The sequence below is a fragment of the Sphingomonas astaxanthinifaciens DSM 22298 genome, from assembly GCF_000711715.1.
GTDB lineage: Bacteria > Pseudomonadota > Alphaproteobacteria > Sphingomonadales > Sphingomonadaceae > Sphingomicrobium > Sphingomicrobium astaxanthinifaciens_A.
Genome location: NZ_JONN01000001.1, coordinates 187,570 through 208,938, shown reverse-complemented (window position 1 = coordinate 208,938; position 21,369 = coordinate 187,570). Strand labels below are relative to the sequence as shown.

Below are 21,369 nucleotides of genomic sequence, written 5' to 3'. Positions count from 1 at the left end.
GTCCCGGCCAGCGCCGGGACGACGACCATGGCACCTCAGGCGGTGGCCAGCTTGGTCTTCTTGAGCGCCGCGAGGTGGATCTCGGGGCCATCCTCGGCAATCTCTGCCTCGTAGCGGGTCTTGGCCTTCTGCAGCTCGACTCCGAGTCCCTCGACGTCGAGCCCGTGGCGCTTGGCCTGGCTGAAGATGCCGGTCAGCCAGCGCTCCTCTTCCTTGACGTGGTGCTCAATCTCTTCCTGCAGCACTTTGACCTTGGCGTCGTAAAATTCGTCGCCCTTTCCGCTCTCGAGGATCTCGGCGATCAGCAGATTGGCGGCGTCATGCTCGACATAGGCCTCCTTGAGGTCGGCCTCCTCGACCTTCCCCTTGCATGCCGGATAGAAAATCTCGTTCTCGATCCGCGTGTGGACGATCAGCGCGGTGGCGATCTTCTCGGCGACCTTGCGCTTGGCCGGGGCGGTCTTGGTATCTTCGAACTTCTTGAAGAGCTCCTCCACCTCGCGGTGATCGGTCTTGAGCAGGGTGATGGCGTCGGGGGCTTCATCGACCACGATGGTCTCCAGCGTTAGGGGGAAGTCACTGCTGGAAACCAGAGGGCGAAACCGATGGTTCCGCCTGCGTGTCTGTCACCAAAGCGTCACGGGGAAGCGATGCGCGGGTTTGGTTACCTGATTTCGATGGTCAGCGTGCTGCTGCTGGGGATGATCGCCTGGCCCCAGCCCGATGACCCGGCGTGGCACGGCCCCGCGCTGCTCTTCGGCATGGCCCTGTCGATTGCCGGCATGGGGCTCCGCTGGACGGCGAGCCACCGGCAGGAAAACGCGATTCGAGACGTCCGGCAGAAGGCAGGCCTCGGCTCGGACTAGCGCGGTTCGCCGCTCCCCGTGCTGGCGATTTCCTCAGCCTCGGGCTCGGCCGCCGGCCCGCCGCTCTTGTCGACTTCCATCCAGTCGCGGAACGGCAGGCCGTAGAGCATGTCCATGACTTCGAATTCGAGCCCGCCCGGCTGGCTGGTGTTGCTGTTCCACAAGGCGACGACCCCGCTCTTGAGCTTGGGATCGAACAGGATCAGCGAGCGATAGCCCGCGACCCCGCCGCGGTGGCCGACGATCTGGTGGCCGGCATAATCATAGGATCGCCAGCCGAGCCCGTACCAGGCGTCGCCCAGCCGCTCGAGGAACTTGCGCATGCGGCCGCGCTCGCCCGGGGTCTTCACGAGCCGCGCATGGATGGTGTCGAGCAGCTTGGGATCGAGCACGCCCGGCATGCCCCCCATCTGCGCGATCATCCACAGCGACATGTCCTTGATGTTGCTGTTGACCCCGCCCGCCGCCGGGACGCGGTAATAAGGCTCGAGCACCTCGAGCGGACGGCGCCCGACGCTGTGCGGCCGGGCCCAGCTCGGCGACGAGACCAGGCCTTCGCGGGTCAGTGACGCGCTTGTCATGCCGAGCGGCGCGAACAGCCGCTGCTGCACCGCTTGCTGGTAGCTCTGGCCGGTCGCCCGGGCGACCATGTCGCTGGCACTGTCATAGGCGATGTTCTGGTAGGACCAGCAGGTGTCGGGCGCGCAAATGGCATTGAGCGTCGACAGCTCGGCCCGCAGCACCTGCGGCGACTGGCCCTCCTCCAGCTTGTTGTCGAGCGCGTTCTTGTAGAGCCCGAGCCGGTGGCTGAGGACGTCGGCGACGCTCGCGCGATATTCATTGCCGGCCGGCAGCTTCAGCCCCGGCGCGTAATTGGCGACCGGCGCGGCGAGGTTGATCTTGCCCTGCTCGGCGAGCTTGGCGACCATCGTCGCGGCAACGCCCTTGCTGACCGAGGCCCAGCGGAAGACCGTGTCGGGCGTGACCTTCTCGCCCGAGCCGGCGAGCGTCTCGCCATAACCCGAGAGGAAGGTGATCCGGCCGTTCTCGACGATCCCGACCGCCATTCCGACCATGGTCGGCTTGGCGACCAGCCGACGCAGCCGCGCGTCGAGCCGGGCATAGTCGATCCGCTGGCGCGCGGCCGGCTGGACCTTGGCGAGGCGCAGGCTCGCGGCCCGCGTCGCCGCAAGCTCCTCATCCGCGCCCTTGGTACCGACCGGTTCGACGACCCTGATGCTGGCCAGCGCGCCGGCCATCAGCAAGACGGCGCCGGCCCCGGCGATTACGCTCTTCCGCAGTGACTTGTCCTCCCCGCGCCGCGCTTGGAACGGTCCTTCGCGCCGCTCAACCGGCGGCCGCGCCCGGCTGCGGCGAGACGAAGGGCTGCAGCGACGAATGAAGGCGCGGCTGGCCACGGCCGCGCACAGCGCCTAAAGGCGGGCCTCATGCAGTTCCTGCGAACGCTCTTCTGGGTCATTCTGGCCGTCTTCGTGGCGATCATCGCCCGCAACAACTGGTCGGACATCACGATCAACCTGTGGGGCAGCCTGCAGGCCGACATCAAGCTTCCGTTGCTGGTGCTGATCGCGGCGCTGATCGGCTTCCTCCCCACCTATTTGTGGATGCGCGCGAAGCTCTGGTCGGCCGAGCGGCGGCTGGCGATCGTCAACCCGCCCGCACCAGCCCCGGTCGCCGTCGAGCCGCCGGCCGAGGAACCCCGCGCATGAGCTCGCCCCTGTTCGTCGCGATCGACACCCCCGCGCTCGACCAGGCGCTGGCGCTGGCTTCGGCGGTCACGGCCCATGTCGGCGGGGTGAAGCTCGGCCTCGAATTCTTCGCCGCCAACGGTCCGGCCGGCGTCGCGCGCGTCGCCGCCATGGGCCTGCCGGTCTTTCTCGACCTCAAGCTTCACGACATCCCCAATACCGTCGGCAAGGCCGTCGCGGCCCTGACCCCGCTGAAGCCCGCCGTGCTTACCGTCCACGCCGCCGGAGGCCGCGCGATGCTCGCCGCCGCCAAGGCCGCCGCGCCCGCGGGCTGCAAGGTCGTCGCGGTGACCGTCCTCACCAGTCTCGATTCCACCGACCTCGCGGAGGTGGGTGTGAGCGCCAGCCCCGCCGAACAAGTCGCGCGGCTGGCCGACCTCGCCCGGAGCGCGGGCTGCGACGGCATCGTCTGCTCGGGCGAGGAAGTCGCTGCGGCCGCCGTCCGCTGGCCCGAGGGCTATTTCGTCGTTCCGGGGATCCGACCCGCCGGCAGCGACGTCGGCGACCAGAAGCGCGTCCTGACCCCGCCCGAGGCGCTTGCCCGCGGCGCCTCGATGCTGGTCGTCGGCCGCCCGATCACCGCCGCTTCCGATCCCGCCGAGGCCGCGCGGTCGATCGCCGCTTCCCTCGATGCCGCGCCGGCGCTAACCGCCACCGCCTGATTTCCAAGGACGATTTTCCATGAGCTGGCTGAGCCGGGTCCGTAACAGCATTTCCTTCCTGCCCAAGCGGCAGACCACCGACACGCTCTGGCACAAGTGCAAGAAGTGCGGCTCGATGGTTTTCACCAAGGAGTGGGAGGACAATCTGATGGTCTGCCCGCGCTGCGACCATCACGACCGAATCCGCGCCCACAGCCGCTTCGAGCAGGTCTTCGACGAGGGCGCGTTCGAGGTGCTGCCGAGCACCGACGTGCGCGAGGACCCCCTCAAGTTCCGCGACACCAAGCGCTACACCGACCGGCTGAAGGCCGCCCGCGCCTCGACTGAGGAAAAGGATGCTTTCCTCAACGCCCGCGGCACCATCGGCGGCCGCCAGGCGATCGTCGGAGTCCAGGACTTCGCCTTCATGGGCGGGTCGATGGGCGTGGCGGTCGGCTCGGCCTTCGTCGCCGGGGTCGAGGCGGCGATCGCGGCCAGGGCGCCCTACATCGTCTTCACCGCGGCCGGCGGCGCGCGCATGCAGGAAGGCATCCTCAGCCTGATGCAGATGCCGCGTACCACCGTCGCGCTCGAAATGCTGGCCGAGGCCGGCCTGCCCTACATCGTCGTGCTGACCGATCCGACCACCGGCGGCGTCACCGCCAGCTATGCGATGCTCGGTGACGTCCAGCTCGCCGAACCCGGCGCGCTCATCGGTTTTGCCGGCCAGCGCGTGATCGAGCAGACCATCCGCGAGAAGCTGCCCGACGGCTTCCAGCGCGCCGAATATCTGCTCGAGCACGGCATGATCGACATGGTCGTCCACCGCGCCGAGCTTCGCGAGCGGCTGGGCACGCTGATCGACTATCTCGCTCCGGCGGAGAAGGCGGCCGCCTGATGGCCGACGGCGCCCGCTCGGACCATCCGGGCGTGCAGGGTGAGCTCGACCGGCTGGCGGCGCTCAGCCCCGGCGGCGACCGCCTGGGGCTCGAACGGATCGAAGCGCTGCTCGCCCGGCTCGGCCACCCCGAGCGGCAACTTCCGCCGGTCTTCCACGTCGCCGGGACCAACGGCAAGGGATCGACCTGCGCCTTCCTTCGGACCGCGCTGGAGGCGGCGGGCCACCGCGTCCACGTCTTCACCTCGCCCCACCTCGTCCGCTTCAACGAGCGGATCCGGCTGGCCGGTCGGCTGGTCGAGGACGAACTTCTCGCGGCGCTCCTTGCCGAAGTGCTCGACGCGAGCGACGGCATCGGCCCGAGCTTCTTCGAGGCGACCGCCGCCGCCGCCCTGCTTGCCTTCGCCCGCACCCCCGCCGACGCGCTCGTACTCGAAGTCGGGATGGGTGGCCGGCTCGACGCGACCAATGTCGTCGCGCGGCCCACCGTCACCGGGATCGCCGCGCTTGGGCTCGATCATCAGCAGTGGCTGGGCGAGGACCTCGCCGACATTGCGGGCGAGAAAGCGGGGATCGCCAAGGCGGATGTCCCCCTCGTCACCCTCGCCCACCCCGCCGAAGCCGCGTCGCGGGTCCGTGCGGTCGCCGCGCGCGTCGGCGCGCCGCTGTTCGTGCAGGGCGAGGCCTGGGACAGCGGGATCGCGGACGGCCGGCTCCGCTACCGCGACCGCGACGGCGCGCTCGACTTGCCCCTCCCCGCCCTGCCCGGGCCGCACCAGGCCGACAATGCGTCCCTGGCCATCGCCATGCTCCGCCACCAGCAAGCGCTCGCCGTTCCCGCCGCAGCGCTGGAACGGGCGATGACCGACGTGCGCTGGCCGGCCCGGCTGCAGAAGCTGCGGCCGGGCCCGCTGATCGGCCGGCGCGACGCCTGGCTCGATGGTGGCCACAATCCGCAGGCGGCCGAGGTGCTCGCGGAAAGCATCGCCGCGCTGACCCACGGCCGGCCGCTCCACCTCGTCACCGGCATGCTCTCGACCAAGGATGCCGCCGGCCTGCTCACCCCCTTCCGCGGGCTGGTCGAGCAGGTCCATGCGATCGGTTTCGATCATCCGCTGGCGTTCCCCGCCGAGGACCTCGCCGCGACTGCCCGGGATCTCGGCCTGCCTGCCTCGGCGCATCCCTCGATTGCCGACGCTTTGGCTCACGTGCCCGCGGACCGCCCGGCGCTGATCGCCGGCTCGCTCTACCTTGCGGGCGAAGTGCTGGCGCTCAACGGCGAGGCCCCGGACTAGGCGGTGTCGCCCTCCGCGGCGCGAGCGGCGTCACTGGCCGGCAGGTCGGCCCCTCCCGCCCGCCGGCCCATCCACGCCTGCCGCATCCATTCGAGCGCGACGAAGCCGATGGCGATGAGGCCGATCTTCGCGGTGAGGAAGAACACCGGCGCATAGCCGACCTGATCGATCATCTCGCCCAGCGCCGCCCGGCCGAGCGAGCCGATCAGGAAGGTCAGCGAGGAGAGCAAGGCATATTGGACCGCGCTGAACTCGCGGCTGGTGATCGAGGACAGATACGCGACGAACGCCGCCCCGGCGAGACCGCCGGCGATGTTCTCGCCCGAGATGGCGACGAGCAGGCGCACCATCCGCAGGTCATGGCCGAAGGCGTCGAGCCCGAAGGTCCGCGCGAAGGCGTCGATCCCGGCGGCACCCGAGGCGAGGTCGGCATAGAGAAGGTTGCTTGCCGCCGCGACGATCGCCCCGATCATCAACGTCGGCATCCGGCCCACGGTCGCAAACAGGATCCCCCCGATCGCGATCCCCGCCATGGTCATGAACACGCCGAAGATCTTGGAGGCGAAGGCCACCTCGTCGCCGGTATATTTCAGCTCCTGGAGGTAGAAGGGAAAGGCGAAGCTTCCCCAGATATTGTCGGTGATCCGGTAGCTGAGGATCAGCCCCAGCACGACGATCACGCCCCAGCCGAGGCGGCGGACCAGCTCGGCGAGGGGCAGGATGAGCGCCGAATAGGCATGGTCGGCGGCGCGCTCCATCCCGCTTCCGGCGGGGGCGTCCTGCTCGAGGACATAGCCGGGCCGGGCCGCTAGCCAGTTGAACACCGCCGCGACGATCGCCGGCACGAGCACCGTCGCGGCGACGATCAGGGGGCCGTAGTCGCGCGTGAAGTCGCCCACCGAAGGCGGCTTGCCCGTCGCGGCGTCGACCTCGCCGCCGAGCATCTTCGCCATGAAGGCCGCCACGGTCCAGATCGCCCACGCCCAGCCGAGCCCGACGATGAGCAGCCCGATGTTGCGCAGCTTGGGCGAGATGGCGCCGGCCCGGCGAAGCGCGCCCTGCTCCTCGTCCGAGTCGGCGCGCGGGGTGTCGGGCGCGAGCAGCGTCGCGATCAGGGTCAGTGCCATGAAACAGCCCATGATCGCATAGACCGTCGGCCAGCTCATCCGTACCGACAGCACCAGCGCCAGCGCACCGCCGATCAGCGCCGCGATCCGGTAGCCGAACTGGTAGATGGAGGAGAGGATTTCGACCGGCGCGGCCTCGTCCGCGACATCGATCCGCCACGCGTCGATGACCACGTCCTGGGTCGCCGAGGCAAAGGCTCCGACGACCGCGATGAGGGCGAAGGTGCCGAGCGCTAGCCGGGGATCGGAGAGGGACAGGCCGAAGAAGGTCAGGGTCAGGATGATCTGGCACAGGAGCAGCCACCCGCGGCGGCGCCCAAGCCGCTCGAGCCCGGGAAGCCGGACCCGGTCGACCAGCGGCGACCACAGGAACTTGAACGCATAGGCGAGCCCGATCCACGACAGGACGCCGATGGTCGCGAGGTCGATCTTCCACTCGCCCAGCCAGGCATTGAGCGTGCCGATCAGCAAGGTGTAGGGCAGCCCGGCGCCGAAGCCGAACGCGAGCATGACCGCGGTCTTGCGGTTCGACAGGGCCGTCGTCAGCAGTCGCCAGCCCTTGGGCGGTGCTCCCGCCGTTTCACTCATCTTCGCCGTCGCGCCTGCCAATCGTCCCACCCCCACTCAACTGTTGCCCGACCCTAGCAGCCGCACCCGCGCTGAACAGGGGGTGAGCGCGTGGACCCATCGGCGCTTGCGCTCGGGCCGCCACAGGCGCAGTCTCGCCGGTGATGGATGCGTTCCCCAAGTCGGCGCGCCCGACGCCCGGACAGGCCGCGCTGGCCCAGCAGTTGGCGACGGGCCAAGCCGACGAGGGTCGGGGGATCGCCCGCCTCCCCGCCAGCCTCTATACCGATCCCGCTCGCTTCGAAGACGAGCAGCAGAGCCTGTTCGCGCGCCTGCCGCTGCTGCTCGGACCGTCGGCGATGCTGCCGCGGCCGCGCGAGGCGCTGGCGCACGATGCCTACGGCACCCCGCTCCTCGTCAGCCGCGACGGCCACGGCGAGGTCCATGTCCTTGCCAACGTCTGCCGCCATCGCGGCACCCGCCTGGTCGAGGCCGAGGGCCTGGTCCCGGCCGCGCGGATCGTCTGCCCCTATCATGCCTGGGCCTACCAGCCCGATGGCGCTCTCGCCGCCTTGCCCCGGCCCGAATGCTTCCCCGGGCTCGACAAGACCGAGCAGTCGCTCCGTCGCTTCCCCGCGCACGAGAGCGGCGGCCTGATCTGGTTCGCCCATGACGACCATGCGGATTTCTCCGCCGTCGAGGCGCTCGCCCCCGACATGGAAGCGTTCGGGCTCGGGCATCTTCACCTCTACCGGCGCCGCACCCACGACGTGCCAGCCAACTGGAAGCTGATCGTCGACGCCTTCCTCGAAAGCTATCACGTCCAGCGGCTCCACGCGGCGACCATCGCCCCCTTCTTCGCCGACGGGATCACGGTCGCCGACCGGATCGGGCCCCACCAGCGCGCCGCGGTCGGCCGCACCGACTATCTTACCGGGATCGACCGCGACGACTGGGGCCAGCTCCGCCGTGCGGTCACCTACACCTATCACTTCTTCCCCAACACGATCCTGATCGTCAGTCCCGATTACGTGAACCTGCTGGTCTGCCAGCCGCAGGACGTCGGCCGGACCCTGGTTGAGAACATCATGCTGATCCCCGAGCCGCCGCGGACCGCCGAGGAAGAGGCGCATTGGGCGCGCAGCTGGGCCCTGCTCGACGAGGGCACGTTCGGCGGCGAGGATTTTCGCGCCGCCGCGCTCGGGCAGCAGGGCCTTGCCAGCGGGCTCCTCGACGAGATCACCCTCGGCACCCTCGAACACGGGATCGCCGACTTCCATGCCCTGATCGGGAAGGCGCTTGGCGACTGAGACTCAGGCGGCGAGCGGCGGCGGGTAGAGGATCACCCCGTCGGGCGCCTTCACTTTCTTCTTGCCCGCGAGGAGGTCGTCGACCGCCTTCAGCGCCGCCTTGAGGCGCCGCTCGTTATAGGGCTTGAGCAGCACGCCCATCGCCAGCCCCTCCCCGCCCTCGGGCGGCGTGGCGGTGGCGAACAGGACGGGGATGCCCAATTTCTTGGCCTCGGCCGCGAGATCGATCCCGCTGCGCGCGCCGCGCAGGTTGATGTCGGTCAGGATGAGGTCGACCCCGCCGTCCGTCGCCTCGGGCGCCAGTTCGCGGGCCAGCGCGGCCAGCGCCTCGCGCACCCTGTCCACCGTCGCGACGACCGTGTAGCCGGCGCCCTCGACCATGGTTTCATTGTCGAAGGCCACCAGCGGTTCGTCCTCGACGATGAGGATGCGCTTGACGTGGCGTTCCCGTGTGCCGAACAGCATCCTTACTCCTCGAGGAATTTTGTCTTGCCCCCGCAACGAACGACAGGTGCTCGCGGTCCACAGCGACCGCCGCGCCGCGATAATAATCCGGTTCGCCGGAATTCGCCCGTCAAAACGACGCGCCCCGAACCGCGCGAATCGGGTCCGCAGCGCATCGCCAAGCTGCTCGCCCGCGCCGGCGTCGCCTCGCGCCGCGACATCGAACGGATGATTGCGGAAGGTCGGATCGCGCTCGACGGCGACGTCCTGACCACCCCCGCGACCTTGCTCGAGGATCTGAAGGGCGTGACGGTCGACGGCAAGCCCGTCGCCCCGCCCGCCGCCGCGCGCCTGTGGCGCTTCTACAAGCCGGCCGGCTGCCTCACCGCCGCCTTCGACCCCAAGGGTCGGCCGACCATCTACGACCGCCTGCCCGGCGGGCTGCCGCGGGTGATGCCCGTCGGCCGCCTCGACTTCATGACCGAGGGACTGCTGCTCCTCACCAACGACGGGGAATTGAAGCGCCAGCTCGAGCTGCCCTCGACAGCGGTGGTCCGCCGCTACCGTGCCCGTGCGTTCGGCGACGTCAGCCAGGCCCAGCTCGAGGAACTGTCCGAAGGCGTCGAGATCGAAGGCATCCGCTACGGCTCGATCGACGCGAATCTCGAGCGCCGCACCGGCCGCAACTGCTGGATCGAGCTCGCGCTCACCGAGGGCAAGAACCGCGAGGTCCGCCGGGTCCTCGCCCATTTGGGGCTGCAGGTCAGTCGCCTGATCCGCACCAGCTACGGGCCATTCACCATGCTCGACCTCGATCCGGGCCAGGTCGGCGAGGTCCAGCGCGAGGAGCTGTTCCGCTTCCGCCAGACCCTGAAGGCTCCTCCGGTAAAAAAGTAGTCCATTCGCCCTGAGCGAAGTCGAAGGGCGCCCGCGCCAACGTGCTTCGACTTCGCTCAGCACGAACGGGGCAGGGACTGAATTTGCCATTTCGCCGGTCCCGCGCTATGCGCCCGCCCGCTCCTGCATGGTCATCCCTGGAGGCGTGGGGAGCGGTTTTTTACTCTTTTCAAGGAAATGCACGCATGAGCGAACAGCTGACGCTGCCCGCCGAGACGCGCGACCGGGCCGGCAAGGGAGCCTCCCGTGAGCTGCGTAACCAAGGCCGGGTCCCCGCCGTTGTCTATGGCGCCAACCAGGAGCCGCTGAGCATCCACGTCGAGGAGAAGCTCCTCGCCAAGATGCTCTCGACCGGTCACTTCATGAATTCGGTCGTGATGATTGACGCCGGTGGCAAGAAGACCCGCACCCTGCCCAAGGACGTGCAGTTCCACCCCGTGACCAGCCGCCCGACCCACGTCGACTTCCTTCGCATCGGCGAGCACAGCAAGGTCACCGTCGCGGTGCCCGTGCGCTTCACCGACGAAGAGGAGAGCCCCGGCATCAAGCGCGGCGCAGTGCTCAACATCGTCAAGCATGACGTCGAGCTGAGCGTCGACGCGGCCGAGATCCCCGACGACATCGAGATCAGCCTCAAGGGCCTCGACGTCGGCGACTCGATCCACATCTCGAACGTGACCCTGCCCAAGGGCGCGACCCCGACCATCACCGATCGCGACTTCACCATCGCGACGATCGTGGCCCCGTCGGCGCTGAAGAGCGACGAAGGTGACACCACCGTCACCGAGGGTGAAGGCGAAGGCGAAGGCGAGTAAGCCTTCCCAAAGCGTCTTTCGACTTCGCTCAGGATGAACGGGTTCATGCTCGTTTGTCCTGAGCGAAGCGCGAAGCGCCCATCGACGCCACCTGCGGCGTCGCTCAGGATAAGTTCTGTCGAAGGGCACCGGCGCGATGCAACTCTGGGTCGGTCTCGGTAACCCCGGCGTCCAATACGCCCTGCACCGCCACAACGTCGGCTTCATGGCACTCGACGCCATCGCCGAGGTCCACGGCTTCGGTCCGTGGAGCAAGAAATTCCGGAGCCTCGTCTCCGAAGGGCGGATCGGCCGCCACCGCCTCCTCCTCGTCAAGCCGCAGACCTTCATGAACGACAGCGGCGACGCGGTTCAGCAGGCCCTGCGCTTCTTCAAGGCCGACGAGACCGCCCTCACCGTCTTCCACGACGAGCTCGATCTCGCGCCGATGAAGGTCAAGGTCCGCACCGGCGGCGGGCTTGCCGGGCACAATGGCCTGCGCTCGATCAACGCCTCGCTCGGCCCCGACTTCCGCCGGGTGCGGATCGGGATCGGCCATCCGGGCTCGAAGGACCGGGTGACCGGGCACGTGCTCGGCAATTACGCCAAGAGCGAGATGGAGCCGCTGTCCGACCTCCTCGGCGCCATCGCCGCCGAAGCCGAGTGGCTGGCCGACGGCGACGACACCCGCTTCATGAACGACGTCGCGCTGCGGCTGCAGCAGGAATGAGGCTCAGACCCGCGCGAACCAGGCGTTGAAGGCGGCGGTCACGCGGTCCTTCGACAGCCGGTTGGGGTGGACCCAGTGCTTGACGAAGCTCGGCCACAGGAAGCAGCTCCCCTCGGCCGGCCGGGCGGTGAACTTGTGCCGGGTGAAGGGCGTGTCGATCACCCCGTTGCTCCCGATCGAGCCGCGCGGATCGAGGAACTCGATCGCCCCCGACAGCGGATCGCGGTCCGAGGCCGGCACCCTGATGTAATAGCAGCCCGACCAGAAGGCGCCGGGATGGTCGTGCGGCGCATTGAAGGCCTGCGCCGGGCTGACGTTGACCCACCCCTCCTGCCGGGTGACGAGATCCTTGGGCAGGTCGGGGACGAGCCGCTCGGTCGCCGAGCGGATCATCGCGCGCAGCTCGGCGGCCAGTTCGGCATGGGCCGGCTCGGCGCGTTCGAAGAGGTCGCTGTCGCTGTGCCAGCCGTAGCGGTTCGACCGCTCGACCCCCTTCTCCTTCGCCCGCCGCGCCGCAATCTCCTTGACCAGCCCCGCGTTGAGCGCGTCGGCTCCTTCCAGCTTGAAGGTCAGCAGCGGCGTCGGAAACAGCACCCGCACGTCCGGTTCGTTGAACGCCACCCTCATCCCCCTCGTTGGCCCCGCACCAAGGAACAGCAGGTCCGTGCGACCTTGGCAACGGCCAGCGCACTGGTGGAAGCCTGGCCCGCAAGCTAAGCGAAGCGCCCATGTCCCGCACCCTTTTCGTCACCCCGCTCTACGAGGCGGAGATCGCCGAGCCCGCCCTGCTGGACGCGCTGGCCCATGCGATCCGCAGCCTCGCCGAGGACGATGGCGCCGGCCGGCGCTGGTGCCGCGAGCATGGCTACAAGGGCTATACGAGCTACGCCTCGCTGAACGACCTCCCCCGCCGCGATCCCGTCATCGCCGACCTCGCCAGGCGCCTGACCCGCCACGCCGTCAGCTTCGCCAGGGAGCTGGCCTGGCCGATCAAGCCCAAGCTCGACAGCCTGTGGGTCAACCTCCTCAAGGGCGGCGGGCACCACAGCGCGCATATCCACCCGCATTCGATCCTGTCGGGAACGCTCTACGTCGAGGTGCCCGAGGGCGGCGGCGCAATCCGCTTCGAGGATCCGCGCCTGCCGATGATGATGGCCGCCCCGACCCGCAGCCCCGACGCCCCCGAGCCCCTGCGGCCCTTCGTCACCGTCCAGCCGAGGCCCGGCCAGCTCCTCCTGTGGGAAAGCTGGCTGCGCCACGAGGTGCTGCCCGGCACCGCCAGGGCCGAGCGGCTGAGCATCAGCTTCAATTTCGCCTAGGCGAGCGCCGCCGGGTCCAGCTTGGCCGTCCGGACGGCGCATTGCAGCGCGATCCGGGCGAGGGTGGTCGCGTCGAGCGCCTGGTGCCCGACGTCGATCGCCTGCTGGAGCGCGAAGCCGACGATCCGGTGGAGCATGAACAGCGGCGGCTCGGCCCCGACCAGCATGGCTTCGGGCATGCCCTGGCGGCGGAGGTCGGTGACGAAGGCGTCCGCGATCGCCTTGCGGACGAATGGCAGCGCGACCTTGAGCCAGTTGCGCGGCGAATCCACCGTGATCGTCGCGGGAAGGTCGAGGGTCATGAAATCGGGCGATCCGACGAGGCTCGCGACATGGCTCATTTCGGCGTGGATCAGCTCCATGCTGACCTTGCCGCCATGTTCCTGGGCGGCGCCGAAGACCAGGCTGACCACCGACAATTGATGCTCGCACAGCAATCGGTTGGGCGCGTCGCCGAAGTGATAGGTCGCGCCGTCGGCGCCCTGGATTGTCAGCATCCCGATGTCGGCTGGGGCCATCCCCGCCTCTTTCAGCGCATTGAGCACCGGCAGGATGCAGAAATAGCCGCCGACCGAGGCGAGCATCGCCACGACCGCCTCGATCTGAACCGCGCGCTCGTCCTTCATCATTCGATAGGAAGCGTCGAACAATGCGTGGCCGAGCGCCTCGGCAAAGCCCGCAGAGCCCGGCCGGTCGGTCTGGGCGAGATACTTGTCGACCCACTCCCGTCCGTCCTCGGGCTGCCGCCTCGCCGGTGCCGCGCTACCGCCCAATCCTTTACGCCCGAATATGAATCGTCTCCCCCACTGTTCCGCCCTCGGAGAGACCGACGGTGAAAGGCTGGTAAAAACCGTGCTTGCTGGCTAGGGCGCCGCAAACTCCAACAAGGACGATCCATGGGCTTCCGCTGCGGCATCGTCGGCCTGCCGAACGTCGGCAAGTCGACCCTCTTCAACGCGCTGACCGAAACGCAGGCGGCGCAGGCGGCGAACTATCCGTTCTGCACCATCGAGCCGAACGTCGGCCAGGTCGCCGTGCCCGATCCCCGGCTCGACCAGCTGGCCGCCATCGCCAAGTCGGCCAAGATCATCGCGACCCAGCTGGGCTTCGTCGACATCGCGGGCCTGGTGAAGGGGGCATCCCAGGGCGAAGGCCTCGGCAACCAGTTCCTCGGCAACATCCGCGAGGTGGACGCCATCGTCCACGTGCTGCGCTGCTTCGAGAATGATGACATCCAGCATGTCTCGAACAAGGTCGACCCGCTGGCCGACGCCGACGTGGTCGAGACCGAGCTCCTGCTGTCCGACCTCGAAAGCCTCGAGAAGCGCGTGCCCAATCTCGTCAAGAAGGGGCAACAGGGTGACAAGGAAAGCAAGATCGCGGCCTCGGTGCTCGGCCAGGCGCTCGAGCTGCTGCGCGAGGGCAAGCCGGCCCGGCTGACCGTCCCCAAGGACGAGGAAGAAGCGCGGGTCTTTGCCCAGGCCCAGCTGATCACCGCCAAGCCGGTGCTCTACGTCTGCAACGTCAACGAGGAAGACGCCGCGAACGGCAACGCGCTGTCGGCCAAGGTGTTCGAGAAGGCCAAGGCCGAGGGTGCGAACGCCGTCGTCGTCTCGGCCGCGATCGAGGCCGAGCTGGTCGGCATGGACGAGGCCGAGCGGCTCGAGTTCCTCGGCGAGATGGGGCTGAAGGAAACCGGCCTCGCCCGCGTCATTCGCGCCGGCTACGAGCTGCTCCACCTCATCACCTTCTTCACCGTCGGCCCCAAGGAAGCGCGCGCCTGGACGGTCGAGAAGGGGGCGAAAGCCCCGCAGGCCGCGGGCGTCATCCACTCCGACTTCGAGCGCGGCTTCATCCGGGCCGAGACCATCGCCTTCGCCGACTATGTCGCGCTGAACGGCGAGGCCGGCGCCCGCGATGCCGGCAAGCTGCGCCAGGAAGGCAAGGAATATGTGGTCCAGGACGGCGACGTCCTGCACTTCAAGTTCAACGTCTGAGGGTCACGGCCGCTTTTCGCTCACCGGAGCGATGATTTCTTGCCCATTGCGCGAAATCGACTCCTTGCCTCGGATACCTGAGAAAAGTCGCGGCTGCGAAGTTCGCGAAGTCCCCGTCAGGACAGCCGGAACGCCCGATCCCGGACGCCCAGGGCTGGGCCCAGTTCCGCCTCTCGGAACCTTACTGAACCGACATCTGTCGTGAACCGCGCAGGCCGTCGAGGACGACGAATCTTTGCGTCCGACGCTTCGGAAAACGGATCGTCACCTCGTCGACACGGGCGGGCGCCTGAATCTTGAGCGTCGACCCTTCATAGTCGATCTCAAGCCGGTCACGGGCGCTCCACCAGTCCCCGAAGGCCTCGAGCGATCCGATCCAGAGCTTGTCCTTCATTCGGGCGATCAGCCGTTCCTCAAATTGCAACTTGGGGCCCGCCTGGTCGGGATGGATCATGAGGACGGCGACACTTTCGTGTGCCGCAATCCGGTCGAGCACGTCGACCGTCGCCCCGAAGCGTTGAACGAGTGCCGGGGCCTTCTCGTCTTCGATCGTGACCGGGAATTCCCAGACGGGCACCAGTCCGCGACCCGACCGGCCATAGCTGAGCTGAAACGGCAGATGCGTCTGCGCGCTGTTTGCGGTCAGGTCCGAGGAGTAGCGATAGCCCGTGGCCGCGAGGGCCTCGGGCAGGTTTTCCGGATAGGAGAGATGACCCGGCCTGAAAGACCGCACTTTGGCGCCGACCAATCGTTCGAGCAGGAATTTCGACACGCGAAGCTCGCCGAAGATGCTCCCTCCGCTCGCCGATGTCCTGTCCCGCACGAACGGACGATAGTCGGGATAGCGCTCGTCGCCCGATCCGATCGGGAAGGCCTTGAAGGCGCGGGAGTGCGCGACCGTGTGGCTGGCAAGCTCCATGTTCTGCGCGACGCTCTTCAGCGTCGAGACGGTCGCCGAATTGAAGAAGATATCGTCGTTCCAGTCGCGAACGTATTTGGTCTGCATGAAGAAGGTCGCCGACGAACCGGCCTTCCTGATCGCCTCCGCGTAGCGCTGCGAATTGGCGACGGCCTTCGAGGCATCGACGTCGTGGGTCAGGATGAGGCTGCCTCTGTGCCCGGCCGGTGCCGTGCCGATTAGGTAGGGGTCGTCCTCGCCCTGCACGTAGAGATCGCGGATCCATCGGAAGACCACGTCCATGCCCGGCTCGTAGTTGTTGACGAACTCGGGAGAGTAACCCTCGGCGCGACCGTTCATCGCACGCTGAGCCATCGAGCCGAGGTCGACGCCGAGGAGGCAGGCTGTGCCCCCCACCTGCCGGCACACGACGGCCGCGCTTCCGTCGTCGTAACGGGCCAGTGTTTGCGCGGTGGTCGGCACGAACGAGAGGCTTCCGATCTTTACTTCGGCCTGCGCGCTGCTGAACGGCGTCAACCGGTCCTGCCGGTCGCCGGGGGCCAGCCATCGCACAGCGGTTCGTTCCCGGCTGGGCAGCTGCCGCTCGATGCCGAACAATTCTTCGAGGCCGCCGCCCGCCAGGTCCATCGTCAGCAAGGTGCCGCCGGTGCGGACGTGATCGGCCAACGCCCTGATCCCGGCCTGCGAGACCAGCCGGCCTGAAATGCCTGGATAGGCGATGACGACCTGATGCCGGAGCGCTGTATTGGGACTGGTCGTGAAGGTCGCCGGGATGCCGTGGGACTTGAAACCACGGACGAGGCCCATCCAGTCGGACTCGGGATCCGTGACCAGAACGGCCAGTCGATTGGGGCCACCGCGGTCGTAATCGGATACCCGCATCGCGACGGGTTGCGGTAGGCTGCTGGCCTCCTCCGGACCGGACACGTTCTCGAACTCGAAGATGGCTGGCGAGCTCTTGCGCACCCAGAGCGACCAGGCCGCGGCCAGGCAGGCCAGTGCCGCGAGCACCACTAGAGTTCTTTTCACGTGTCGGATCCCGGGAAGTTCATCGTTCACGAGGGTATGGCAACCCGACCGGGACCGCCTCGTGCCGTGCAGTTAAGGTTGCGGTGAGACTTTCGGGTCCGAGACCTTCATGCCTTCGGCGAGCAAGGCTGACAGGCCTCGCGCCTGACCTATTATAAGGTCGGCAATCGGTCCAACGCTTTGCGCCGGATGGCGGTCAGCTTCGCTTCCACAATGCAATGAAGCGGGAGCAGCGCCGCGGCCGCTCCCGCCGCATCGTCAGGGGACAGCGACGTCCCATAGCCAGATGATGCTGCCCACCACCGCCAGCGCGAGCGCGGCGAGCCAGAGGCGGCTTGTGAGGCTCATCCGGAAGAGGTGGGGATGGTCGGCGCGATAGCGTTCGGCCTGGGCCCAGGCCGCCGGATTGGCGGACAGGAGGCCCATGTCGAGCGGGCCGGTGGCCAGAAGCCGCTGGCCGATCTCGCTGGTCTCGGCGGGGGCGAGTTCCGGGTAACGCATCAGCAGATGCTCGAGGCGCGTCAGTGCTCGGTCGTCGTCCGCCCAGCGGGCGCGACCTTGGAGTTCTTCAAAAGACATGCATACTCCTCGGGCGGGGACAGGCCTGCCCGTCCCCGCCCGCACAGATTCTAGGAATGGTGGTCGGCCTCAGCCGCGGCGGAGGAGCCGCTCGAAGCGCTGCCGGATCAGGCTCTTCAAGCGGCGGAGGCGAAACACGCGCAGCGGGCTCGGCCGGGTGCGGCGAAGCTCACCGGCGAGCGCGCGATCGACGTCGTAGCTGAGCTCGGTCAGCCTCAGGGTCATGGTGGACATGGGCAAATCTCCATTGCTGCCGGCAGCGCTCACGGGCTGCGGCATTTGCTGTTCGATGGTCCTTGGAAGGGTCGATCAGGCGGCTGGAGGAGCCCGGGCGCGATAGGGGGAAGCGGCGGTTGCCGCGGCGAGGCCGTGCCGGGGTGCGGCATTCTGCGCGGTCGCCCGGAGACCGAGGCTGCGCTGCTCGACCGGGGTCGCGGGCAGGAAGCCGAGGTCGGGCGAGGAGCGCTGCGCCTTGAGCGCGGCGGCGCGGTTCTTGCCGGCGGTCGAGAGGATCGCTCGCTCCGACTGCGCGGAAATGGTGGTGGGCTGGGCCGCGACGGGCGCCGGCGCGAGGCTCGCCCCGGTGAGCACGCCGTAGAGCAGTGCCAGAAGCATCGCGACGCCGCGGTGGCGGCTCGGGCGATGAGGGTCGCTGGTTCCCATTGCCTGGTGGAGCATATGGCCCGCCCTGATCAGGGCACAAGTCCGACGGGGCGGAAAGATGCCCGGCTCAGGCGAACCGAGCCGCCGGCTAGTCCGGCTGGCGGGCGCAGAGCAGGTCGCGGATGGCGCTCGACAGCGAGCCGGGCGGGATCGGGGTCCAGTCGTCCCTACCCGCCTGCTGCGCGGACCAGCGGCCATCGCGAGTGAGGACCGTAGAGGACAGCATCCGTCGCCGGTTGGCGGCGCAATCGATTGCATTGACGTTTTCAGTCGCCGCGACGGGGGTCGGCGAATTCCGGCGGATGGCGCGGAGCCGGTAGGTGACTTGCCTTCCCGAGTGACGGACCGAGTCGAGGTCGACCCGATATTCGAGACGGCTGTCCTGCAGCATGACATGCCAGCGTTCGGCCGAGGCCGGGCTCGCGGCGAGAGTCGTGGCGGCGATAATCAGGACGGACAGCAGGCGCATCGTGGCTCGGGCTCCCGGGAAGGATGCTCAGGGGACACCGGCCGTACCCGAAAAACAAGGGCGCGATCCGCAACCTAATGCCCGGCGAATTCCATCAGGCTGGCGGTGTCGATGCCTTCGGCGCGGAGGGCCGCGCTGCCGCCAAGGTCGGGGAGGTCAACGAGGAAGCGGGCGCCGGCGACCTCGGCCCCGGCGCGGCGGACGAGGCGGGCGGCGGCGAGCGCGGTGCCGCCGGTGGCGAGGAGGTCGTCGGCGATCAGCACCTTCTGGCCGGGCGCGCAGGCGTCGACATGCATGGCGAGCCGGTCGGTGCCATATTCGAGGGCATAATCCTCGGCGATGGTCTCGCCGGGGAGCTTTCCGTCCTTGCGGACGAGGAGGAGGCCGCAGCCGAGGCGCAGCGCGAGGCCCGTGCCGACGACGAAGCCGCGCGCATCGATCCCGGCGACGAGGTCGGGCTTGTGGGTGACGGTCTCGGCCAGCTGGTCGATCGCGGCGGCGAGGCCGGCGGGGTCGAGCAGCAGCGTCGTCACATCGCGGAACATGATCCCGGGCCTGGGGTGATCGGGAATGGTCCGGACGAGGGCGCGGATCTGGTCGGGGCTCATGTCACTTCACCTTGGTCGTCATGCCGGACCCGATCCGGCATCCCGCTTCTGTCTAGCTGCGCCAAGAGAAGAAGCGGGATCCCGGGTCAAGCCCGGGGTGACGGGCAGAAAAAAGGGCTCCGGCCTTTCGGCGGGAGCCCTTCGTTCTTGGCTTGCCGTCCGCGTCAGCCGGCGATTCCGCTTTCGGCCTTGGCGGCGTCCATGCGGGCCTTGTTCTCGGGATCGAGCGGGCCGCGCGGCGCCACCTTGCGCTTCGCCTCGGCCCAGATGTTCCGGTACGAGAGATAGGCAAGGCCGGTGGCGATGGCGAGGAACAGCAGCACCGCCCAGCCCGCGCTGTGACGACGCTCCAGCGTCGGCTCGGCGGTCCAGGTCAGGAAGGCCGCGATGTCCTTGGCCATCTGGTCCTTGGTGGCGACGGTGCCGTCGGCATAGGTCACCTGGCCGTCGGCCGCGAGCGGCGGCGGCATGGCGATGTTGAGGTTGGCGAAATAAGGATTGAAGTAGAGCCCCTGCGGGGTCGCCGCGTCGGGGAACTTCTTGAGGAGCTCCTCACCCTTGTCGTTCTTGTACCCCGCCTGGTCGGCATAGCCGGTGATCAGCGAGTAGACATAGTTGGGGCCGTCCTCGCGCGCCTCGGTGATGAGCGACAGGTCGGGCGGAAGCGCATTGTTGTTCGCCGCGCGGGCCGCCGTCTCGTTCGCGTAAGGGCTGGGGAAGCGGTCGGAGACCAGCGCCTTGCGGGTCGCGGCTTCACCGGTGTCGGGGTTGATCGAGGGAACCTCGGTCGCCCACTGGTTGGCGATCGCCTTCACCTCGGCCTCGGAATAGCCGAGGTCGTGGAGCTGGTAGAAGCTGACGTACTTCAGGCTGTGGCAGGCCGAGCAGACTTCCTTGTAGACCTGGAAACCGCGCTGGAGCTGGGCACGGTCGAACTTGCCCATCATGCCGGCCGAGGGGAGCTCGGCGTCGCGCGGGTGCTTGTGGAACTCGTGCGCGGCGGTCGGCTCGGGCGGATTACGGAAGTAATCCAGTCCGTTCACGACCAGCGAGAAGAGCAGGACGCCGACAAAGCCGAGGCCGACGAAGAAACCGATGATGCGGGCCATTGGTCTGTTTTCTTTCCCTTATTCGGCCGGCTGCGGCGCGGTGGTCGAACCGCTCGGCGCCAGGCCATAGGGCCGGCTTTCCTTGCGTTCGCCGTGCAGCACGCTCTCGGAGATGGAGTTGGGCAGCGGCCGCGGCTTCTCGAACTTCGAGACCAGCGGCAGGATGATCAGGAAGTGGGCGAAGTAATAGGCCGCCGCGATCTGGCTGATCGCGATGTACGGCTGCTCCGCCGGCGACACGCCGCACCAGCCGAGGATCAGGATGTCCACGACCAGGATCCAGAAGAAGATGCGGTAGACCGGGCGGTAGCTGGTCGAGCGGATCGGCGAGCGGTCCAGCCAGGTCAGGAAGAACAGCAGCAGGATCGAGCCGAACATCGCCAGCACGCCCCACAGCTTGGCCGGCAGGATGAAGTCGACCGTGAAGGCGCGAAGGATCGCGTAGAACGGCCAGAAATACCATTCGGGGACGATGTGCGCCGGGGTCACCAGCGGGTTCGCCTCGATGTAGTTGTCCGGGTGGCCGAGGCTGTACGGGAAGAAGAAGACGAACAGCGCGAAGAGAAACAGCGCGACGCCGATCCCGAAGCCGTCCTTGGCGGTGTAATAGGGATGGAAGGGCAGCGTGTCCTTCTCGTCCTTGACGTCGACGCCGGTCGGGTTCGACGAACCCGGGATGTGCAGCGCCCAGATCTTGAGGATGGTGACGCCCGCGATCACGAACGGCAGCAGATAATGGAGCGAGAAAAAGCGGGTCAGCGCGGCCTGGTCGGGCGCGTAGCCGCCGAGGATGAACACGCGCAGCGGCTCGCCGACGACCGGAATGGCCGAGAAGAAGCCGGTGATGACCTGCGCGCCCCAGTAGCTCATCTGCCCCCAGGGAAGGACGTAGCCCATGAAGGCGGTCGCCATCATCAGGAGGTAGATGACGAGGCCGAGCAACCACACCATCTCGCGCGGGGCCTTGTACGAACCGTAATAAAGGCCGCGGAAGATGTGGATGTAGACCACCACGAAGAAGAAGCTCGCGCCATTCTGGTGGACGTAGCGGAGCACCCAGCCCGCGTTGACGTCGCGCATGATGCGCTCGACGCTGTCGAAGGCGCCGCCGGTGTAGCTGTAATAGTGCATCGCCAGCACGATGCCCGTGACGATCTGGATCATCAGGGCGAGGCCGGCGAGGACGCCGAAGTTCCAGAAATAGTTGAGGTTGCGCGGCACCGGATAACCGCCGCCGATCGCGCCATAGACGAGACGGGGAAGCGGCAGGCGCTGGTCGACCCACTTGGAGAGCGGGGTCTTCGGCTCATAGGGCTTGGCCCAGGCAAAGCTCATGCTC

25 protein-coding genes are annotated in these 21,369 nt (G+C 68.1%); 11 read left to right on the top strand and 14 right to left on the bottom strand.

The annotated features are described in order from the left end of the window. Positions 1-35: 35 nt before the first annotated feature. Positions 36-551: a hemerythrin domain-containing protein gene (locus tag BS69_RS0101030; protein WP_051676413.1), complete on the bottom strand. Its 516-nt coding sequence runs from the start codon at positions 549-551 to the stop codon at positions 36-38. A gap of 99 nt (positions 552-650) precedes the next feature. On the opposite strand from BS69_RS0101030, the gene BS69_RS0101025 reads away from it, so the two are divergent. Next, positions 651-866: a hypothetical protein gene (locus BS69_RS0101025; RefSeq protein ID WP_156956785.1), complete on the top strand. Its 216-nt coding sequence runs from the start codon at positions 651-653 to the stop codon at positions 864-866. Here the strand turns inward: BS69_RS0101025 and BS69_RS0101020 are convergent. Then, complete coding sequence (locus BS69_RS0101020; RefSeq protein ID WP_051676411.1) at positions 863-2,125, bottom strand: serine hydrolase domain-containing protein; 1,263 nt, start codon at positions 2,123-2,125, stop codon at positions 863-865. The genes BS69_RS0101025 and BS69_RS0101020 overlap by 4 nt on opposite strands. A 189-nt stretch (positions 2,126-2,314) precedes the next feature. Here BS69_RS0101020 and BS69_RS0101015 point away from each other — a divergent pair, with 189 nt between their 5' ends. Genes BS69_RS0101015 through BS69_RS0101000 form a run of 4 tightly spaced genes read left to right on the top strand, consistent with a single transcriptional unit; the run spans position 2,315 to position 5,469 of the window. Continuing rightward, a complete protein-coding gene (locus tag BS69_RS0101015; protein WP_029940131.1) occupies positions 2,315-2,596 on the top strand; it encodes a hypothetical protein in 282 nt (93 codons plus the stop codon). Then, entirely contained in the window at positions 2,593-3,297 is a 705-nt protein-coding gene (gene pyrF, locus BS69_RS0101010; RefSeq protein WP_029940130.1) for an orotidine-5'-phosphate decarboxylase, read from the top strand. The genes BS69_RS0101015 and pyrF overlap by 4 nt, the downstream gene beginning before the upstream one ends. Before the next feature lie 19 nt (positions 3,298-3,316). Continuing rightward, complete coding sequence (accD, locus tag BS69_RS0101005; RefSeq protein ID WP_029940129.1) at positions 3,317-4,174, top strand: acetyl-CoA carboxylase, carboxyltransferase subunit beta; 858 nt, start codon at positions 3,317-3,319, stop codon at positions 4,172-4,174. Further along, a complete protein-coding gene (locus BS69_RS0101000) occupies positions 4,174-5,469 on the top strand; it encodes a bifunctional folylpolyglutamate synthase/dihydrofolate synthase (RefSeq protein ID WP_029940128.1) in 1,296 nt (431 codons plus the stop codon). Before accD ends, BS69_RS0101000 begins: the two co-directional genes overlap by 1 nt. Here the strand turns inward: BS69_RS0101000 and BS69_RS0100995 are convergent. Further along, on the bottom strand, positions 5,466-7,184 hold the full coding sequence (locus BS69_RS0100995) for an AmpG family muropeptide MFS transporter (protein WP_029940127.1): 1,719 nt from the start codon (positions 7,182-7,184) through the stop codon (positions 5,466-5,468). The two genes, BS69_RS0101000 and BS69_RS0100995, sit on opposite strands and share 4 nt — an antisense overlap. A gap of 143 nt (positions 7,185-7,327) precedes the next feature. Here BS69_RS0100995 and BS69_RS0100990 point away from each other — a divergent pair, with 143 nt between their 5' ends. After that, positions 7,328-8,473: an aromatic ring-hydroxylating oxygenase subunit alpha gene (locus BS69_RS0100990; protein WP_029940126.1), complete on the top strand. Its 1,146-nt coding sequence runs from the start codon at positions 7,328-7,330 to the stop codon at positions 8,471-8,473. Positions 8,474-8,476: 3 nt separating this feature from the next. Here BS69_RS0100990 and BS69_RS0100985 read toward each other — a convergent pair whose 3' ends face one another. Further along, positions 8,477-8,938, bottom strand: coding sequence for a response regulator (locus BS69_RS0100985; RefSeq protein ID WP_029940125.1), 462 nt, complete (start codon positions 8,936-8,938; stop codon positions 8,477-8,479). Between the two features lie 24 nt (positions 8,939-8,962). Between BS69_RS0100985 and BS69_RS0100980 the strand changes: the two genes are divergently transcribed. From BS69_RS0100980 to pth, 3 genes are all read left to right on the top strand, one after another. Next, positions 8,963-9,814, top strand: a complete 852-nt coding sequence (locus tag BS69_RS0100980; RefSeq protein WP_425423512.1) for a pseudouridine synthase — start codon at positions 8,963-8,965, stop codon at positions 9,812-9,814. Between the two features lie 185 nt (positions 9,815-9,999). Next, entirely contained in the window at positions 10,000-10,629 is a 630-nt protein-coding gene (locus BS69_RS0100975; RefSeq protein ID WP_029940123.1) for a 50S ribosomal protein L25/general stress protein Ctc, read from the top strand. Between the two features lie 136 nt (positions 10,630-10,765). Beyond that, positions 10,766-11,338 (top strand): aminoacyl-tRNA hydrolase, encoded by a 573-nt coding sequence (gene pth, locus BS69_RS0100970; protein ID WP_029940122.1) that lies wholly within the window; start codon positions 10,766-10,768, stop codon positions 11,336-11,338. Positions 11,339-11,341: 3 nt separating this feature from the next. On the opposite strand, the gene BS69_RS0100965 is transcribed toward pth, so the two are convergent. Further along, positions 11,342-11,959, bottom strand: a complete 618-nt coding sequence (locus tag BS69_RS0100965) for a TIGR02466 family protein (RefSeq protein WP_169738038.1) — start codon at positions 11,957-11,959, stop codon at positions 11,342-11,344. Positions 11,960-12,066: 107 nt separating this feature from the next. On the opposite strand from BS69_RS0100965, the gene BS69_RS0100960 reads away from it, so the two are divergent. After that, a complete protein-coding gene (locus BS69_RS0100960) occupies positions 12,067-12,657 on the top strand; it encodes a TIGR02466 family protein (RefSeq protein WP_029940120.1) in 591 nt (196 codons plus the stop codon). Here BS69_RS0100960 and BS69_RS0100955 read toward each other — a convergent pair. After that, complete coding sequence (locus tag BS69_RS0100955; protein ID WP_029940119.1) at positions 12,654-13,430, bottom strand: hypothetical protein; 777 nt, start codon at positions 13,428-13,430, stop codon at positions 12,654-12,656. The two genes, BS69_RS0100960 and BS69_RS0100955, sit on opposite strands and share 4 nt — an antisense overlap. Before the next feature lie 123 nt (positions 13,431-13,553). Here BS69_RS0100955 and ychF point away from each other — a divergent pair, with 123 nt between their 5' ends. After that, a complete protein-coding gene (gene ychF / locus BS69_RS0100950) occupies positions 13,554-14,654 on the top strand; it encodes a redox-regulated ATPase YchF (protein ID WP_029940118.1) in 1,101 nt (366 codons plus the stop codon). Positions 14,655-14,835: 181 nt separating this feature from the next. Here the strand turns inward: ychF and BS69_RS0100945 are convergent, their stop codons facing one another. From BS69_RS0100945 to BS69_RS0100910, 8 genes are all read right to left on the bottom strand, one after another. Continuing rightward, positions 14,836-16,584 carry a polysaccharide deacetylase family protein gene (locus BS69_RS0100945; protein ID WP_156956783.1) on the bottom strand — a complete coding sequence of 583 codons (1,749 nt, stop codon included), beginning with the start codon at positions 16,582-16,584 and terminating at the stop codon, positions 14,836-14,838. Between the two features lie 276 nt (positions 16,585-16,860). Beyond that, positions 16,861-17,181 carry a hypothetical protein gene (locus BS69_RS0100940; RefSeq protein WP_029940116.1) on the bottom strand — a complete coding sequence of 107 codons (321 nt, stop codon included), beginning with the start codon at positions 17,179-17,181 and terminating at the stop codon, positions 16,861-16,863. Between the two features lie 69 nt (positions 17,182-17,250). After that, positions 17,251-17,415 (bottom strand): hypothetical protein, encoded by a 165-nt coding sequence (locus BS69_RS14080; RefSeq protein WP_156956782.1) that lies wholly within the window; start codon positions 17,413-17,415, stop codon positions 17,251-17,253. Between the two features lie 75 nt (positions 17,416-17,490). Continuing rightward, positions 17,491-17,796: a hypothetical protein gene (locus BS69_RS0100930; protein WP_156956781.1), complete on the bottom strand. Its 306-nt coding sequence runs from the start codon at positions 17,794-17,796 to the stop codon at positions 17,491-17,493. A gap of 136 nt (positions 17,797-17,932) precedes the next feature. Beyond that, positions 17,933-18,313 (bottom strand): surface-adhesin E family protein, encoded by a 381-nt coding sequence (locus tag BS69_RS0100925; RefSeq protein ID WP_029940114.1) that lies wholly within the window; start codon positions 18,311-18,313, stop codon positions 17,933-17,935. Positions 18,314-18,387: 74 nt separating this feature from the next. Continuing rightward, positions 18,388-18,921, bottom strand: a complete 534-nt coding sequence (locus BS69_RS0100920) for an adenine phosphoribosyltransferase (protein ID WP_029940113.1) — start codon at positions 18,919-18,921, stop codon at positions 18,388-18,390. Positions 18,922-19,085: 164 nt separating this feature from the next. Further along, complete coding sequence (locus tag BS69_RS0100915) at positions 19,086-20,030, bottom strand: cytochrome c1 (protein ID WP_084184202.1); 945 nt, start codon at positions 20,028-20,030, stop codon at positions 19,086-19,088. Between the two features lie 18 nt (positions 20,031-20,048). Next, entirely contained in the window at positions 20,049-21,365 is a 1,317-nt protein-coding gene (locus BS69_RS0100910) for a cytochrome b (RefSeq protein WP_029940111.1), read from the bottom strand. Positions 21,366-21,369: the final 4 nt, after the last annotated feature.

Coding starts and splice junctions, on each gene's coding strand:
- BS69_RS0100920 (WP_029940113.1), bottom strand. CDS start 18,921: ATGAGCCCCGACCAGATCCGCGCCCTCGTCCGGACCATTCCCGATCAC.
- BS69_RS14080 (WP_156956782.1), bottom strand. CDS start 17,415: ATGTCCACCATGACCCTGAGGCTGACCGAGCTCAGCTACGACGTCGAT.
- BS69_RS0101025 (WP_156956785.1), top strand. CDS start 651: ATGCGCGGGTTTGGTTACCTGATTTCGATGGTCAGCGTGCTGCTGCTG.
- BS69_RS0100985 (WP_029940125.1), bottom strand. CDS start 8,938: ATGCTGTTCGGCACACGGGAACGCCACGTCAAGCGCATCCTCATCGTC.
- BS69_RS0100960 (WP_029940120.1), top strand. CDS start 12,067: ATGTCCCGCACCCTTTTCGTCACCCCGCTCTACGAGGCGGAGATCGCC.
- BS69_RS0100995 (WP_029940127.1), bottom strand. CDS start 7,184: ATGAGTGAAACGGCGGGAGCACCGCCCAAGGGCTGGCGACTGCTGACG.
- BS69_RS0101000 (WP_029940128.1), top strand. CDS start 4,174: ATGGCCGACGGCGCCCGCTCGGACCATCCGGGCGTGCAGGGTGAGCTC.
- BS69_RS0100930 (WP_156956781.1), bottom strand. CDS start 17,796: ATGCTTCTGGCACTGCTCTACGGCGTGCTCACCGGGGCGAGCCTCGCG.
- pth (WP_029940122.1), top strand. CDS start 10,766: ATGCAACTCTGGGTCGGTCTCGGTAACCCCGGCGTCCAATACGCCCTG.
- accD (WP_029940129.1), top strand. CDS start 3,317: ATGAGCTGGCTGAGCCGGGTCCGTAACAGCATTTCCTTCCTGCCCAAG.
- BS69_RS0100975 (WP_029940123.1), top strand. CDS start 10,000: ATGAGCGAACAGCTGACGCTGCCCGCCGAGACGCGCGACCGGGCCGGC.
- BS69_RS0100990 (WP_029940126.1), top strand. CDS start 7,328: ATGGATGCGTTCCCCAAGTCGGCGCGCCCGACGCCCGGACAGGCCGCG.
- BS69_RS0100940 (WP_029940116.1), bottom strand. CDS start 17,181: ATGTCTTTTGAAGAACTCCAAGGTCGCGCCCGCTGGGCGGACGACGAC.
- BS69_RS0101020 (WP_051676411.1), bottom strand. CDS start 2,125: ATGGCCGGCGCGCTGGCCAGCATCAGGGTCGTCGAACCGGTCGGTACC.
- pyrF (WP_029940130.1), top strand. CDS start 2,593: ATGAGCTCGCCCCTGTTCGTCGCGATCGACACCCCCGCGCTCGACCAG.
- BS69_RS0101015 (WP_029940131.1), top strand. CDS start 2,315: ATGCAGTTCCTGCGAACGCTCTTCTGGGTCATTCTGGCCGTCTTCGTG.
- BS69_RS0100910 (WP_029940111.1), bottom strand. CDS start 21,365: ATGAGCTTTGCCTGGGCCAAGCCCTATGAGCCGAAGACCCCGCTCTCC.
- BS69_RS0100925 (WP_029940114.1), bottom strand. CDS start 18,313: ATGCGCCTGCTGTCCGTCCTGATTATCGCCGCCACGACTCTCGCCGCG.
- ychF (WP_029940118.1), top strand. CDS start 13,554: ATGGGCTTCCGCTGCGGCATCGTCGGCCTGCCGAACGTCGGCAAGTCG.
- BS69_RS0100915 (WP_084184202.1), bottom strand. CDS start 20,030: ATGGCCCGCATCATCGGTTTCTTCGTCGGCCTCGGCTTTGTCGGCGTC.